Origin of the sequence: Pseudoxanthomonas sp. z9 (assembly GCF_006542425.1) — a bacterium.
Classification (GTDB): Bacteria; Pseudomonadota; Gammaproteobacteria; order Xanthomonadales; family Xanthomonadaceae; genus Pseudoxanthomonas_A.
This window is the reverse complement of sequence record NZ_VFID01000007.1, coordinates 654,454-669,953: the sequence shown is the minus strand read 5'-3', so window position 1 is coordinate 669,953 and position 15,500 is coordinate 654,454. Positions and strand designations below refer to the sequence as shown.

10 protein-coding genes are annotated in these 15,500 nt (G+C 68.2%); 7 read left to right on the top strand and 3 right to left on the bottom strand.

What is annotated here, in order from left to right; translation table 11 throughout:
• The first annotated feature begins 68 nt into the window (after nt 1-68).
• Both aceE and FG323_RS10180 read left to right on the top strand, forming a co-directional pair.
• Nucleotides 69-2,762 (top strand): pyruvate dehydrogenase (acetyl-transferring), homodimeric type, encoded by a 2,694-nt coding sequence (gene aceE, locus FG323_RS10185; RefSeq protein ID WP_141454404.1) that lies wholly within the window; start codon nt 69-71, stop codon nt 2,760-2,762.
• Between the two features lie 336 nt (nt 2,763-3,098).
• Complete coding sequence (locus FG323_RS10180; RefSeq protein WP_141454402.1) at nt 3,099-4,115, top strand: hypothetical protein; 1,017 nt, start codon at nt 3,099-3,101, stop codon at nt 4,113-4,115.
• 114 nt (nt 4,116-4,229) lie between these two features.
• Here FG323_RS10180 and FG323_RS10175 read toward each other — a convergent pair whose 3' ends face one another.
• The gene (locus FG323_RS10175; protein ID WP_141454401.1) at nt 4,230-5,336 is read right to left on the bottom strand and encodes a crosslink repair DNA glycosylase YcaQ family protein; all 1,107 of its coding nucleotides are present in this window, start codon (nt 5,334-5,336) and stop codon (nt 4,230-4,232) included.
• A 212-nt stretch (nt 5,337-5,548) separates the two neighbouring features.
• On the opposite strand from FG323_RS10175, the gene FG323_RS10170 reads away from it, so the two are divergent.
• Nucleotides 5,549-6,766: a serine hydrolase domain-containing protein gene (locus tag FG323_RS10170; RefSeq protein WP_249889421.1), complete on the top strand. Its 1,218-nt coding sequence runs from the start codon at nt 5,549-5,551 to the stop codon at nt 6,764-6,766.
• A gap of 67 nt (nt 6,767-6,833) precedes the next feature.
• Here FG323_RS10170 and FG323_RS10165 read toward each other — a convergent pair whose 3' ends face one another.
• A complete protein-coding gene (locus FG323_RS10165; RefSeq protein WP_141454399.1) occupies nt 6,834-9,935 on the bottom strand; it encodes a discoidin domain-containing protein in 3,102 nt (1,033 codons plus the stop codon).
• Nucleotides 9,936-10,160: 225 nt separating this feature from the next.
• On the opposite strand from FG323_RS10165, the gene FG323_RS10160 reads away from it, so the two are divergent.
• The 4 genes from FG323_RS10160 (at nt 10,161) to FG323_RS10145 (ending at nt 14,774) form a co-directional block, all read left to right on the top strand.
• Entirely contained in the window at nt 10,161-10,352 is a 192-nt protein-coding gene (locus FG323_RS10160) for a hypothetical protein (protein WP_141454398.1), read from the top strand.
• 143 nt (nt 10,353-10,495) lie between these two features.
• Nucleotides 10,496-11,332, top strand: coding sequence for an arylamine N-acetyltransferase (locus FG323_RS10155; RefSeq protein WP_141454396.1), 837 nt, complete (start codon nt 10,496-10,498; stop codon nt 11,330-11,332).
• Between the two features lie 164 nt (nt 11,333-11,496).
• Nucleotides 11,497-12,426, top strand: a complete 930-nt coding sequence (locus tag FG323_RS10150) for a polysaccharide deacetylase family protein (protein ID WP_255470150.1) — start codon at nt 11,497-11,499, stop codon at nt 12,424-12,426.
• 431 nt (nt 12,427-12,857) lie between these two features.
• A complete protein-coding gene (locus FG323_RS10145) occupies nt 12,858-14,774 on the top strand; it encodes a S9 family peptidase (protein WP_141454617.1) in 1,917 nt (638 codons plus the stop codon).
• A 1-nt stretch (nt 14,775) separates the two neighbouring features.
• Here FG323_RS10145 and FG323_RS10140 read toward each other — a convergent pair whose 3' ends face one another.
• A complete protein-coding gene (locus FG323_RS10140) occupies nt 14,776-15,423 on the bottom strand; it encodes a DUF998 domain-containing protein (protein WP_141454393.1) in 648 nt (215 codons plus the stop codon).
• Nucleotides 15,424-15,500: the final 77 nt, after the last annotated feature.

The following is a 15,500-nucleotide window of genomic DNA, read 5'->3' as shown; positions in this document are numbered from 1 at the left end:
GCGCTACACTTCAAAGTCCTGAAAACGACAACGTCCGCGCGGCCCCGCGCGACAGATTGGGAGTGGTAATGAACTGGTTGAACGAGATGCTGCAGAGCGATCCGGATCCGTTGGAAACCCGCGAATGGATCGATTCGATGCAGGCGGTGATCGAGAAGAACGGCGCCCTGCGTGCACATCAGCTGCTGGAAGGCATGGTCGAAGTCACGCGCCGCGCGGGCGCCTACCTGCCGTTCTCGCCCACCACCGAGTACGTCAACACCATCGCGCCGCAGAACGAGGCCAAGTCGCCCGGCGACGCCGCGCTGGAATGGCGCATCCGCTCGATCATCCGCTGGAACGCGATGGCCACCGTGGTGCGCGCCAACCGCAAGCCCGGCGACCTTGGCGGCCACATCGCCAGCTTCGCTTCCGGCGCGACACTCTATGACGTGGGCTTCAACCACTTCTGGCGCGCGCCCAGCGACAAGCATCCGGGCGACCTGCTGTTCATCCAGGGCCACAGCTCGCCGGGCATCTACGCGCGCGCCTTCCTGGAAGGCCGCATCAACGAGGCGCAGCTGGACAACTTCCGCATGGAAGTCGACGGCCAGGGCATTTCCTCGTATCCGCATCCGTGGCTGATGCCGGACTTCTGGCAGACCCCGACCGTGTCGATGGGCCTGGGCCCGCTGGCGGCGATCTACCAGGCGCAGTTCATGAAATACCTGGAGCACCGCGGCCTGATCGAGAAGTCCGACCGCAAGGTGTGGTGCTTCATCGGCGACGGCGAGTCGGACGAGCCGGAGACCCTCGGCGCGATCGCACTGGCCGGCCGCGAAGGCCTGGACAACCTGATCTTCGTGGTCAACTGCAACCTGCAGCGCCTGGACGGCCCGGTGCGCGGCAACGGCAAGATCATCCAGGAGCTGGAAGGCGTGTTCCGCGGCGGCGGCTGGAACGTGATCAAGCTGCTGTGGGGCAGCTACTGGGATCCGCTCCTGGCGCGCGACACCGACGGCGTGCTGAAGAAGCTGATGATGGAAACCGTCGACGGCGAGTACCAGAACTGCAAGGCCTTCGGTGGCGCCTACACCCGCGCGAATTTCTTCGGCAAGTACCCGGAGACCGCGGCCATGGTCGCCAACCTCTCCGACGACGACATCTGGCGCCTGAACCGCGGCGGCCACGATCCGCACAAGGTCTATGCCGCGTTCCACGAGGCGGTGAACACCCAGGGCATGCCGACCGTGATCCTGGCCAAGACGGTCAAGGGCTACGGCATGGGTTCGGCCGGTGAATCGCTCAACCCGACCCACCAGACCAAGAAGCTGGACGACGACGCCATCCGCACCTTCCGGGATCGCTTCAATATCCCGATCACCGACAAGCAGCTGGAAGAAGCCTCGCAGATCCCGTTCTACCATCCGGGCGAGGATTCGCCGGAAGTGCAGTACCTGAAGGAACGCCGCGCCGCGCTGGGCGGTTACCTGCCGCAGCGCCGTCGCAAGGCCGCCGAGTCGTTCGAGGCGCCCAGGCTGGAGACCTACGAGCGCCTGCTCAAGTCGACCGGCGAGCGCGAGATCTCCACCACCATGGCGTTCGTGCAGGCGTTGAACATCACCCTGCGCGACAAGCAGATCGGCCCGCGCATCGTGCCGATCGTGGCCGACGAGGCGCGCACCTTCGGCATGGAGGGCATGTTCCGCCAGATCGGCATCTACGCGCCGTTCGGCCAGAAGTACAAGCCGGTCGACGCCGACCAGCTGATGTACTACCGCGAGGACCAGAGCGGCCAGGTGCTGCAGCAGGGCATCAGCGAGCCGGGCGCGATCGCGTCGTGGATGGCGGCCGGCACCAGCTACTCGGTCAGCAACGTGCCGATGCTGCCGTTCTACATCTACTACTCGATGTTCGGCTTCCAGCGCGTGGGCGACCTGGCCTGGCAGGCGGCGGACATGCGCACCCGTGGCTTCCTGCTCGGTGGCACCGCCGGCCGCACCACCCTGAATGGCGAGGGCCTGCAGCACGAGGACGGCCACAGCCACCTGCTGGCCGGCGCGATTCCGAATTGCCGCAGCTACGATCCCACCTTTGGCTATGAAGTCGCGGTGATCCTGCAGCACGGCGTGCAGCGGATGATGCAGGAGCAGATCGACGAGTACTACTACATCACCCTGATGAACGAGAACTACGCCCACCCGGACATGCCGGAAGGCGCGGCCGACGGCATCATCAAGGGCATGTACCTGCTGAAGGACGCGGGCAAGCCGAAGAAGGGCGAGCTGCGCGTGCAACTGCTCGGCAGCGGCACCATCCTGCGCGAGGCGATCGCGGCGGCGGAACTGCTGGACAAGGACTTCGGCGTCACCGCCGACATCTGGTCCTGCCCGAGCTTCAACGAGCTGCGCCGCGACGGTTTCGACGCCGAACGCTGGAACCGCCTGAATCCGGAAGCCAAGGCGCCGCGCAAGGCCTACGTGACCGAACAGCTGGAAGGTCGCCAGGGCCCGGCCATCGCCGCCACCGACTACGTGCGCGGCTATGCCGACCAGATCCGCGCCTTCGTGCCGACCCAGTACACCGTGCTGGGCACCGACGGCTTCGGCCGCAGCGACACCCGCGCCAACCTGCGTCGCTTCTTCGAGGTCGACCGCTACTACATCGCGCACGCCGCCATCGCGGCGCTGGCGAAGGAAGGCAAGATGACCGGCAAGGACGTCGCCCGCGCGATCAAGCAGTACAAGATCGACGTGGAGAAGGCCAACCCGACCGGCGTTTGATCAGACCATCGATAGCAAACAGAAAAAGGCGGCCACCGGGCCGCCTTTTTTCTTGTCGCGATTCGCCTGCGTTTTCGCGGGACGTGATCCCATGCATCGGCGTGGCGACCTGGACATTCGCCCGCGCCACAAGGCTGTCGCGCGGTGCCTGCCACCGAAAAACGAAAAACAAACATCGTGCGCAAACGAGCGCATGAATAGCAGGAAAACGCAGGCACGTGAAATACTGCGGGGGGACTTCAACGATGGGAACTTGCAGAGGCAACATCGGTCAACCGGCATCCTGTCCGCTCGTTGAAGCGGATGCCCATCGTCGCCCAGAAGGCTGCAGAACGCGTGAGATTCGCCTATCCCGATGAATCCGCCTCACGCGTCATCGCCGCGGCTACCGCCGCCGCCATCCTCCTGTTGATGGGCAAGCTGCTGCTGAAGGGCCCCATGTTGCCTACTGCGCGCGACGACGATTCGCTGCGGGTGGTCTACCTGGAACGGCCGCGTTGGTCACCCGCGCCTCCTTCCGCCGATGTTCGCCGATCGCCGGATGCCGCCGCGGCGCAAGCACCGGACACGACCGCGCCACCCCGCACGACCACGCCGGCGAACGCGGCGCGGCCGGAAGCCCGACGCACCGTGCCACCCGTTCCCACGGAGAACCGGGTGGTCGACCGCCTGTATGACCGCGAGACCGGTCGGGCCCGGTTGCCGCCGCAGGCGCGCATCGATCCGATGGCCAAGAACGAGCCTTCCGCCAATCCGCCGGGCCTGCCCAACGAACGCGAACTCAAGCGCGCCCGGGATCTGCTGTATCCGCCCAATCCCATCGAAACCGATCCCGACAGTCCGTTCGGTGGCACCTGGGCCAGCGATGGCACCCTCGGGCAGCAGGCCGCGCGCAAACTCGGCGACGGTCTGGCGGCCATCGGGAAGAAAATCTTCGGCGAAGAGCGACAGACGGTGCGCGCGCGCCCCCCGCCGGAGGTGGGATTCAAACCGCAGGCCTATGAGCAGGCTTCAGACCTGGGACGCGCGGAAACCGGCGATGCCTACAAGGCGGCGCCCATCCCGCATGAGAAGGTGCCGGGCCTGGCGGGCGAAGCCAGCCGCCGGATCCGCGCCACGATGGAAGGGTTGCAGAAGCGCGCTGACTCGTGCGACGCGGCGAAGGTGCGGAAGCTGCTGGCTACCGCGCGCACCCACCTGACCGAACTGGAGCAGGTCGAGTACGCGCTCGCCCACGGCGCCGATCCGATCATGGCCAAGCAGATGCTGCCGCGCCGCGGCGACGCGGCCTACGACCAGGCGCGGCGCGCGCTGTGGTATGCGGAGAACCAGTTGGGCGCGTGCCTGAAGTAGGGCAGTGCGTCGACGTTGCGTGGAAAATAGTGGTGTCCCGCGCGATCCGGTTGACGTCGGCGTTCCGTGCCATCGTTCCCGGCGATGACACCTCCCCGGGTAGGCAGGTGGCGATCAGGCGGAGGCATGCCCAGCGAGAAACCGGGTCATGTCGTCCAGTTCTTCCTCGAGTGCGCGGCGGAAAGCCGGATCTTTCGCCGGCGAGCGGCCGGTATAGCCGAAGCTCGGCTGCAGGCGGCCTTCCTTCGCGGTGACGTTGGCCCAGCCGACCACCTGATCGCGCCACAGCAGCGGCAGCGCGTAGTAGCCGAAACGGCGCTTGGCCGCCGGTGTATAGGCCTCGAACTTGTAGCTCCAGCCCCAGAGCTGCTCGAAGCGGCGGCGATCCCAGGCCACCGGATCGAATGGCGCCAGCAGGCGCACCCGCTCGTCCGCCTGGAAACGCCGCGAGCGCGGATTCTCATCGGCCGGCCAGTACCAGGTGGTGCCGTCGATGGTGCCGCTGGCCAGTTGCGCGCGTGCCTGTCGCAGCGCGATCTGGATCTGCGTGGCCAGATGCGGGGCGCCGTAGCCCAGCAGCCGCGCCAGGTAGGTCAGGCTGGCCGAAGGCAAGGGCGCGTACTTGCGCACGACCAGATCGAGCAGGGCGGCGGCGCGCTGGACGCGCGCCGTTTCGCTGTCTTCGGCGACCGGATGCTCGGCGGCGGTGTAGATGCGGGTACCGCTGTCGCGGCGCTGCACGCGCAGCATGCCGCGGTAGTGCATGCCATCGAGCAGATGGGTGCTGGCGTTGCTGGTGCCACCCCAGTAGTTGGTCACCCGGCCATGCGCGAACGCTTGATCGACCTCGCGCGGATGCACGGCGCCACGCTCCCGCACGAAGGCCAGCACATCGGCCGCCCGGCGCCGTGTCTGCGCGTCCCAGGGCCGCGATGACACGCGCGGGTGCATCAGCGCCAGGTGCTCGCGCGGCAGGAATCCGTAGTTGACCAGGCAATCCTCCTCGACCGGCAGCCGCGCGTAGCGACGCTCCAGATCGCCGGCGCGATAGTCCTTCACTCGATGGCGCAGGGTCAGATCCTGCGCCCGCGCGGGTGCGCGGATCGGATCGGCCTGCACGAAACCCAGGCGGCGGATGGCGGTCAGCAGCGTGGTCGGGGCGGGCAGCGTGCGCGCCACCGCATGGCGGCGCAGGTCGTCGAGGGTGGGCGCGGGAGGCATGGTGTGGATTAGAACACGGCGCCCGCCGTCTTCGTTCCTGGCTCGCCACACGCGCGCCATGCACCCGGTGATGACGCGTCGCATCAACGGCGTTTCGCCATCGCGCGGTGTTCTCGTCCGCTGCCCTGGTGGTCGTCTATCGGAAGGTGATGCAGTAGGCTTCGATCCACGACACGGCGGGCGTTGCACGACTCGCTTGCCTGGATCGTCCGATGTCACAGGAGAGCATGATGGTGCGTACCGGATTTCTGCTTGCGCTGTTGCTGGCCGCGACGCCGTCGCGGGCCGGCGAGCCGATCGCGACCGTTCGCGTCGCCTTCGATCGCGATGGCGTGACCGCCACCCGCGCACAGGGTCTGGCCGACATCGCCGCAGGGCGCGCGGTGACGGCGGACGATCCGGTGCGCATCGCCTCGATATCCAAGCTGGTCACCGCGATCGGGGTGATGCGGCTGGTCGAGTCGGGACAACTGGATCTGGATGCCGACGTATCGCGGTGGCTCGGGTGGCGGCTGCGCAACCCGGCCTTTCCCGATGACCCCATCACCCTGCGCCTGCTGCTCTCGCACCGTGCCGGCCTGACCGACGCGGCGGGGTATTACCAGGTGCCGCTGGGCGGCTTGCTGCAGGATGTGCTGGCCGATCCGCGCGCCTGGGATCCGGCACACGCGCCAGGCACGTTCTTCCGCTACGCAAACCTGGATTTTCCGCTGATTGCATCGGTGATGGAGAGGGCGAGCGGGGAGCGCTTCGACAGGTTGATGCAGCGCCTGGTGCTGGATCCCCTGGAGATCGCAGGCTGTTTCAACTGGGCCAGTTGCGACGATGCGACCGCCGCGCGCGCGGTGGTGCTGTATGACGGGGCAGGTGCGCCCGTACGCGATGACAACCGCGGGCAGCGTCCGGCATGCCCGGTGGTGCCGGCGGCGGATGGCGGCTGCGATCTGGCGCGCTGGCGGGCCGGCGACAACGGCGCGCTGTTCTCGCCGCAAGGTGGCCTGCGGATTTCGGCGAACGGGCTGGCGAAAATCGGCCGCCTGCTCCTGGGCGAAGGCGAGGTGGACGGGATTCGCCTGTTGCGTCCGGAATCGGTGCGGACCCTGGCGGAACCGCAGTGGCGTTATGCGCCGGGCAGCGGCCTGACGTCGGAGGAAGACGAGAGCGGGCAGGGCGGACGCGGCTTCTTCTGTCGCTACGGATTGGCGGTGCAGACGTTGGCGACGCCGCGCGAGGGTTGCCACGACGACCCGTTCGGCGATGGAGTGGCCCGTTTCGGCCATTCGGGTTCCGCCTATGGCCTGCTGTCCGGGCTCTGGGTGGATCCGGTGGCCGGCACGGGCGTGGCCTACTTCGTCACCGGCGTTCCCGAAGCGCGCGCCGGTGGACGTTCGGCGTTCTCGGCCATCGAGGAACGCCTCGCCACCCCGTAGCGCGGAGCTTGCTCCGCTACCCGGAGCATCCGGTCCGGCGCGAAACAGCAGCCGGGCAAGCCCGGCCCTACCATTGCGCGGTCAGTTCCTTGAAGGGACGCGCGAGCCGCACGCCGTTGGCGTCGAAATCGAGCACGCGGCGGCCATCGACGGTCACCTGCTTCGGCACGGAGCGGCCGGGCCAGCTGACCGTGATCGGCGTGTCGCCGCGCAGGCCATCGCCCAGCGAAATCCGCAACTGTCCGCCTTCGCGACGCGCACGCATCTTCAGCGTGCCATGGGCCGTGGGCAGGCCATCGACCGACAAGCCTTCGCCGGCCACCCATTCCGGCGGCGTGCCGGGCAACAGCGACAGGTGATCATCGGCCTCGTACATCAGCATGCCGAAAATCGAGCGCGCGTACTCCGAACCGATCCAGGTGTGCGGCATGTCGCCGAGATAAATCGCGTGGCGCAGATCCGAATAGACGACCTCCGCGATCACCTGCCATTCGGCCGGACGGCGATGACGCACCAGATCCCGCAGCAACTCGTTGGCTTCGGCCGGTTGTCCCAGGTGCACGTAGGTCAGCACGTTGCGCATCTCGTAGGGCGTGTAGGCGTACAGCGCGTCGGGCGTGCGCTTGCGCACGTCGGCCAGGTAGCGGGCGAAGGTACGCGCCAGCGCATCGGCAGGCATCAGATCCTGCTGGCCGGTCGGATCCAGGCCGATCGAGACGCTGGTGGGATCGCTGTCGCCCAGATCGGCGGAAGCCGGGACGTAGTCGATGCCTTTCCATTTCATCGTCGCGCGCATCGACGCCGACATCGAATCCCTCAGCGCGGCGTACTGTTCGCGCGCCCACGCAGCGGTTTCCCGGTCGCCCCATTGCTCGGCCAGCCAGGCGCCGTCGTGCCAGCCCTTCAGCGCCCAGTAGTCGTCCCAATAGCTGTGGGTCGGCACCGGGTAGCCTTCGTGGCTGATCGACGGCGCGATGATGCCGTGGAAGCGTTCCGGCGCCTCGCGGTCGGCCAGGTAGCCGGGCACCATCGTGCGCTCCCGCAGTTCCTGCAGGAAGCGCAGCGCGCGCTTCACTTCGTCCTGGTACTCGCGGACGCTGGCCGCGCCGCCGTCCAGCCGCGCGATTTCCGCGACCAGCCAGACGAACTGGCCCTGGCTGTCGTGCTCCAGATCCGAGCCGAAGCCGGTGTTCACCGAACCATCGTCATTGAGGATCGGCGAGACCAGTCCGTTCGGATGCACCGCATGGCCCGCATACCAGTGCAGGTAATCGCGGGCGGTCTTGCCCATGCCCATGCGCAGCAGGATCGCCGCGGTGGCGGCACCGTCGCGGATGAAGGAACGGTTGTAGTTGCGCGGCCCCGGCTGCATCGCATGGCCGCTCTGGTTGATCAGCATGTAGGCGGCCTGCGCGCGCAGCATGTCCACCAGCGAGGCATCCGGCAGGCTCAGGCCGATACGGCCCAGACGCGATTGCCACTGCTGCGCGAGGGTGTCGGCCAGCGCGTCGAAGGCCGCGCCGGGATCGCCACCGGCGGTCAGCGCCGCCCGGTCCAGCGCGGGCGCGTCGGGCCATTGCCGGGCCTGGGTGTCGAGGCGCGCGTTGCCCAGCGCGAACGCGATGACCACGTCGCGATGCTCGCCCGGCCGCAGCTCCACCGGATATTGCAGGATCGCCGCGGCCAGGCCGTCCGGATCCGCCACGCTGCGCTGCGCGGGCACATCGCCCTGCGCCGCGTGGCGGGTGATCTCGCCTTCCCCGTGCGCGCCGAATGCCGATACGCCCGCGGCCGAGGGCGGCGTCAGCGACTGGAACAGGCGTCGCCCGTTCACCCGTACCGCGCCGTCTTCCACCGCGATGGCATGCAAGGGAGACAAGCCGCCGTTCTGCCACGGCGGACTGATCTGCATCGGCCGCGTCAGCAGCGAGAGTTGTCCGTCCACCGGCTGGTCACCGGTGTTGCGCAGGCGATACCGGACCAGGGTGACCGGCGCGCCGTTCTGCTCGATCGCGATGGCTTCGCTGCGCAGCGACAGTCCCGGCTGCGGCGACCATTCCACCGCCGGCATCGGCATCCAGCCTTCGCGCAGGCTATGGCGCAGATCGGCGTTGAATGCCGCCGCGGCGCGGCCGCCGCGATCGCGCCAGACCGGTTGCACCAGCGGCGCACCCTTGAACGCTTCCAGGTTGCCGTATTCGTCGAACACCGATTTCTGCAGGCCGCCAGGAATGCCGACTGCAGTCCAGTACACCTGCTGCTGCTTCAGCGACGACGGGAACAATTCGCTATGGCGGCGTGTGGCGGCGATCTCGTAGCGCCGCATCGGCGTCATCAGCCGCTTGGGGCCGAGCAACTGCAGGCGATCCACGATCGCGCCATCGCCGCCTTCGGTCGTCAGCCGCAGCGCAGTGGCCTCGTGGACCTCCGGTGCGGCGAGAAAGGAAGATGCGCCTTCTACCTCCGGATCCTCGGCCAAGGGCGTCCAGCGCCCGTCCGCACCGCGCGCCTCCAGCCGCGCGCGGCCGGGCGGGGTTTTCCAGGTGACTTCCAGGCCTGCCAGCGCCAACGGGCGTGGCAGTTCGATTTCCAGCGGCTTGTGCTTGTCCAGCACGCGCGCCGCGCCGCCGATCCACAGGGTGTCGGTATCACCATCGCCCCTGAGGCCGCGCAGGCGCGGCGCGTGCGCGACCGGCTCGAACTCGCCCACGGACACGCCCCAATCGGCCGTGCGATCCGGTGCCACCAGCCGCAGATAGCGCGCCTGCACGCTCGGGAACATCACGTATTCGATGCCGCCCTTGCCGCCGGTCACCCGCACGGCGTCCCGCCACTGCCGGCCATCGCTGGAGTAGCGGATCAGGTAATGGGTGGCGAAGCCGCCTTCCCACCGGATGAGCACGCCGCCCACCGGTGTGGTGCGGCCCAGATCCACCTGGTACCAGTGGCCGGCCGAGAACGGCCCGCCCCAGTAGGTCTTGGGATTGCCGTCGATGCCCATGGCCGGGGCCATGGCCGGGTTGGTGGTGGAGGAACTGCTGGCCTTCCATTCGGCGCGCGGCGGCAGGGGCTGCTGGGCCTGCGCCAGCGGCAGCCCGAGCAGGGCGGTCAGGGCCAGTCCGTGGCGAAGGGTGAGGCGGGTGCGGCGGACAACGGTGGAACCGGACATCGCGAGCCCTCGAGCGTGGCGGGGAGGCCGCGGGATCCCGCGGATGCCCGGATACTAGTGATGTAAACGTTTACATGCGAGTTGCGGTGCGGCATCGCCGGTCGCCGGTGCCCTTGGCCGTTCCCCGCGGGCCGCCGCGTTGTTCCGATCGAAGCACCGGCCTGCGGGCGGTTCCTTCCAAGTCCGCACCGGGTGCGCCATCGCCACGACAGAGGCAGGTGCGCCATGAACGATTCGGACTTCATCCGCGCCATGCGGGCCACCCTGGGGCCGCTGGCGTTCCTTTCCCTGCAGCATCCCGCGCGCCATGCGGTTCCAACGGCACCGACCAATGAGGAACGCATGCGCGCCTATCGCGACACCCTGCCGATCCTGCCGGGCAACAACTACGGCTGGCGCTTCCGGCAGGCCCGATAGCGCGGGTGCTGCAGCTTGAAACGCCCGTTCGCGCGGCGATCGGGCGGAGGGGCGACCGCGGATCGGCGCGGTCGCCGGACGGCCTTGACCTCAAGCGGGCTTGAGGGTGCACAGTGGCGGTCCCCCACGATCCCGGCACGCCCATGATTCCGACCCTGCAGCATGCCTACCCCTACCTGCAACGGCTGGGTTATGCCGCCGCGCCGCCGCCCACGCTGGATACCCTGCGCGAATTGCAGCAGCGGCACACCGCCGAGTTTCCCTTCGAGACGCTTTCGACCCTGCTGCGCCTGCCGGTGCCGCTGGACCTGCCGTCGCTGGAACGCAAGCTGTTGTTCGAAGGCCGCGGTGGGTACTGTTTCGAACTCAACCGCATGTTCCTGGCCCTGCTGCAACAACTCGGCTTCGAGGCGCGCGGGCTGACCGGGCGGGTGCTGATGGACGGCACGGCCGACACCGTTCCCGCGCGCACGCACATGCTGGTGCTCGTCGAAATCGACGGCGAGTCCTGGATCACCGATGTCGGCTTCGGCGGCATGGTGCCCACCGCGCCGCTGCAACTGGAAAGCACCGAGGCGCAGTCCACCCCGCACGAGGTCTATCGGCTGGAGTCCGGCGAAGGCCTGTACACCCTGCGCGCGCGGGTGGCCGGGGAGTGGCGGCCGCTGTACGCATTCGACCTGCAGCGACAGGCCGACATCGATTTCGTGGTGGGCAACTGGTACGTGTCCACCCATCCGGATTCAACGTTCCGCGATCAATTGCGGGTGGCGCGTACCGGCCCGGGCTGGCGCAAGACCCTCAAGGGCGGCAGCTTCGCGATCCACCGGATGGGCGCGGCCAGCGAGCGCCACGCGCTGGCCGACGCGGACGCGGTGATCCAGGTGTTGCATCGGGAATTCGGCCTGCGCGTGCCCGCGCATCCCGATCTGCATTCCAAGATCGAACGGTTGCTGGCGCCGGCGGTGGCCGCGGCGTGAAGGCCGGCCGCCGGCACAGGCGCGGATGACCCGGCACGGGATAAGCTCGGCGCCATCCTTCTTTCCGGGCGGTGCCGATGCGCGCGTTCCACCTGTGCTGTGCCATGTTCGTTCTGTTGTCCTGCGCGTTGTCCTGCGCGGCACGCGCCGCCGAACCGGCGGCCATGCGGGAGTCCACCACGGCGACCGCCCCGGATCGCCGTATCGCCGTCACCATCGACGATCTGCCCTGGCAACGCCTGGGCGAAAAACCGGTGGTGGATTTGCCGCAATGGCACGCACGCTTGATGGCGCAACTGCGCCAGGCCGACGTGCCGGTGGTGGGCTTCGTCAACGAGGGCAAGCTGGAGGTGGAGGGCGTAGTGCAGCCCGAACGCCTGCGGATGCTGCGCGACTGGCGCGATGCCGGCCATGAACTGGGCAACCACACCTTCGGTCACGTGGATCTGCACGAAGTCGGCCTGCCCGCCTTCGAGCAAGACATCCTCGAGGGCGAACGCGTGCTGCGCCCGCTGCTGGCCGAACGGGGCAGGGCGCCGCGCTGGTTCCGCCATCCCTACCTCCGCGCGGGCCGCACCCCGGCCGATCGCGCCGCCTTGACGGATTTCCTGGCCACGCACGGTTACCGCATCGCCCCGGTCACGGTCGACAACGGCGAATGGGTCTGGGCGTTCGCCTACGCCAACGTGCTGGTGCAAACCGCCAGCACCGATCGCGATGCCACGCTCGAGCGCCTGCGCAAGGGCTACGTGCCCTACATGCTCAACAAGCTCGACTACTACGAAAAGCAATCGCAGGCCCTGCTGGGCTACGCGTTGCCGCAGATCTGGCTGATGCACGCCAACGAACTCAACGCGGTCGCGTTCGCCGGATTGATCGACGGCGCGCGTCGTCGCGGCTATACCTTCGTGACGCTGGAAGCAGCCCTGCGCGACCCTGCCTACCGGCGCGGCGAGGAAGGCTATGACGGGCGCTTTGGCCCGAGTTGGCTGCACCGCTGGGCGATGGCGGAAAAGAAACCGAGGACCTTCTACGCCGGCGAGCCCGAGGTGCCGAAGTGGGTGATGGATCTGGCGGGCGTCGACGGCGAATAGGCGCGTGTCCGGCCGGGTTCCGCGCGGAGCCACGGCCGCCCCTGTACGGCCGTGCTCCGATCAGGCTGGCCCCCTGTCATCCGGCTTCCGCCGGACATCACGCCCCCGTTCCCCAACGGATCGCGCCAGCCCTTGCTCCTCCCTGCGTCCCGCACCTCTCCATCCCCACGCCTGGAAATACGCAGGCTTCGTGCCATCGCGGGAAATTCCGCCTTTTCAAGGACATGCGGCAAGCGGCGGTCGGTACCAAAGGTGACGTCGGCGCCGTGCCGCGTCAGTTGTTGACCCGGCCCGACCGTGGACGGAAAGCGTGCCAACTGCGACGATGCGCCCCGGGAGGCGCATGCACGGGGCATGCGGGGGACTGCCAGGGATTCGGAATCGGAATGCGCAAGCGGACTTGGGGTGGGTTGTTGTTGTGCCTGGCGCCGATGGCGGCGTGGGCGCAGGGGAGCGATGCGGGCACCCCCGTGGATCTGGCGCCGTATCTGCGGCCGGATCAGTTCGAACGCATCAAGATCTCCCCCACCGGAGACTACTACGCGGTCACCGTGCCGCTCGAGGATCGCACCGTGCTGGCGATACTCCGGCGTTCGGATCGCACGGTCACCGCCAAGATCGGCGGCGATCGCGATTCGGTGGTGGACGATTTCTGGTGGGCCAACAACGAACGCGTGGTCGTATCGATGGCCGAAAGGCTGGGCTCGCGCGACCAGCCGTCGGTGATTGGCCAGTTGCATGCGGTGAATGCCGACGGCAGCGGCGCGCGCCTGCTGGCCAGTCCGTTCGGCACCGGTGAGATTGGAAGCCGCACGGACACGCCCGGCCCGCCGCGCGCGGTTTTCCTCACCGACACCCTGCCGGATGACGAGCGCAACGTGCTGGTTGCCGCGATGCCGCTGACGACCGATCCCTACATCTCGATCGACCGGCTCGACATCTACACGCGACGGCGAATCACCGTGGCGACCGCGCCGGTGCGGCGCGCGGATTTCACCACCGACCAGGCGGGCGTGGTCCGTTTCGCGCACGGCGCCGACGTGGACAACGCGAGCAGGCTCTACTACCGCGACGGCGACCGGGCCGAATGGCGCCTGATCAACGACGAGAACGACACCGGGCACCGCGAGTTCCCACTGGGTTTCTCGGCCGACGGCCGCACCGCCTATCTGCAGGTGGAACGGAAGAACGGACCGGATGCCATCGTTGGCTGGAACCCGACCGACGGGACGTACACCGAACTGTTGCGCGATCGTGTGGTGGATCCGTTCCGCACGCTGTACGACGTCGATGGCCGGACCCCGATTGGCGTGTCCTATGTGCATGAGGGCGTCCGCAATGCCTTCTTCGACGAGAAGGGCAAGACCGCGCGGTTCTACCGCGCGCTGGAACGCGCGTTCCCGGGGCATGGCGTCCACATGACCTCGATCACCGCGGATGGCCGGCTGGCGCTGCTGTTCGTGTGGAGCGATCGCAACCACGGCGATTACTTCCTGTTCGACACCGTCGAGAAAAAGGCGGACCGGGTGTTCTCCACCCGCGAATGGTTCGATCCCGCGGTCGTCCTGCCCACCCGCCTGGTGCAGATGAAGGCGCGGGACGGCTTGCCGCTGCATGGCTATCTCACCCTGCCGCGCAATGCCGAGGCGCAAGCGCCGATGGTGCTGCTTCCGCATGGCGGCCCGTTCGGCATCTTCGACGAATGGGGATTCGACAGCGAGGCGCAGATGCTCGCCGAGGCCGGTTATGCGGTCCTGCGGGTCAACTATCGCGGTTCCGGCAACTACGGACGCGCGCACGTGCAGGCCGGTGCGCGCGAATGGGGTGGGCGGATGCAGGATGATCTCACCGACGCCACCCGCTGGGCGATCGAGCAGCGCATCGCCGATCCCGCGCGCATCTGCATCTACGGTGCCAGCTATGGCGGCTACGCGGCGTTGATGGGCGCGGCCCGGGAACCGGATCTGTATCGCTGCGCGGCCGGGTACGTCGGCGTCTACGACCTGCGCCTGATGCATAGGCGCCAATCCAACCGCAGCCGCTCGGGCAAGACCTGGGCGGGCGATTGGATGGGACCGCCCGAAGGCCTGGCCGCGCGTTCCCCCACCACCCTGGCCGCGCGCATCAAGGCGCCGGTGTTCCTCGCCGCCGGCGGGCGCGACGAGCGCGCGCCGCTCGCGCATTCCGAGCGCATGGAAAAAGCGTTGAAGCAGGCCGGCGTGCCGGTGGAAACCCTGTACTACAAGACCGAAGGCCACGGTTTCTATACCGAAGAACATCGGCGTGAGTACTACACGCGCCTGCTGGCCTTCCTCTCGCGCCACCTGGGCGGCAGGACCGCGCGCTGAATCATCCGCGCCGGTCGCGACCCACCCAGCCGGCTGCCAGCACCAGCCACAGGCCGATCAACGCGATGACGGCCTTCTGGCTGGCGCCCCTGGGCAGATCGCGGACCAGCACGTGTGTCCACAGCGCGAGGAAACACAGCACCGCCAGCCAGAACGCGGGCGCGAAGCGGTGCCGGAAACCGGGGTCGGCGCGCCAGCGCCAGGCCTGCAACAGCATCGCCACGGTGACGCACAGGAACGCGGTCTGTGCCGCGAGCCCGTGCACCAGCCCCTGCAAGGTCAACGGGCGTCCGGGAAACGGCGTCTGCGCCAATGCCGTGATCGCCAGCGCGATGCCGGCGATCACGAACAGCAGCAACGGCGCCGCGCTGCGGGCCTGCGCCGCGCCGCTGCGATATGCCGACACGCCCAGTCCGATCAGTCCCGATGCCAGCAACAGATACGCCGCCTGCAGCAGCGGACCGTGCGGACCGACCAGATAGAAACTCAACGGCGTGCGTTGCCAGTCCAGATCCGGACGCAGGAATTGCAGCAGCGATGCCGTCGCCAGGAACACGAGGCAGGCCAGTTGCGTCGCGGTGGCGAGCCGGCGCGTCCAGGTGGGTGCGGCGACAGGAAGAGCGACGTCGTGGGCGGGATCGGAGAACATGGACTGCGATGGTAGCGATTCGGGCGGATCGAGGGCGGCGGCGCATGCAAGAATGTGATCATCGCCACGACGGCCGC

Excerpts from the sequence above, each read along its gene's own strand:
- aceE (WP_141454404.1), top strand. The coding sequence starts at position 69 with ATGAACTGGTTGAACGAGATGCTGCAGAGCGATCCGGATCCGTTGGAA.
- FG323_RS10175 (WP_141454401.1), bottom strand. The coding sequence starts at position 5,336 with ATGCCTCCCGCGCCCACCCTCGACGACCTGCGCCGCCATGCGGTGGCG.
- FG323_RS10170 (WP_249889421.1), top strand. The coding sequence starts at position 5,549 with ATGTCACAGGAGAGCATGATGGTGCGTACCGGATTTCTGCTTGCGCTG.
- FG323_RS10165 (WP_141454399.1), bottom strand. The coding sequence starts at position 9,935 with ATGTCCGGTTCCACCGTTGTCCGCCGCACCCGCCTCACCCTTCGCCAC.
- FG323_RS10160 (WP_141454398.1), top strand. The coding sequence starts at position 10,161 with ATGAACGATTCGGACTTCATCCGCGCCATGCGGGCCACCCTGGGGCCG.
- FG323_RS10155 (WP_141454396.1), top strand. The coding sequence starts at position 10,496 with ATGATTCCGACCCTGCAGCATGCCTACCCCTACCTGCAACGGCTGGGT.
- FG323_RS10150 (WP_255470150.1), top strand. The coding sequence starts at position 11,497 with ATGCGGGAGTCCACCACGGCGACCGCCCCGGATCGCCGTATCGCCGTC.
- FG323_RS10145 (WP_141454617.1), top strand. The coding sequence starts at position 12,858 with ATGGCGGCGTGGGCGCAGGGGAGCGATGCGGGCACCCCCGTGGATCTG.
- FG323_RS10140 (WP_141454393.1), bottom strand. The coding sequence starts at position 15,423 with ATGTTCTCCGATCCCGCCCACGACGTCGCTCTTCCTGTCGCCGCACCC.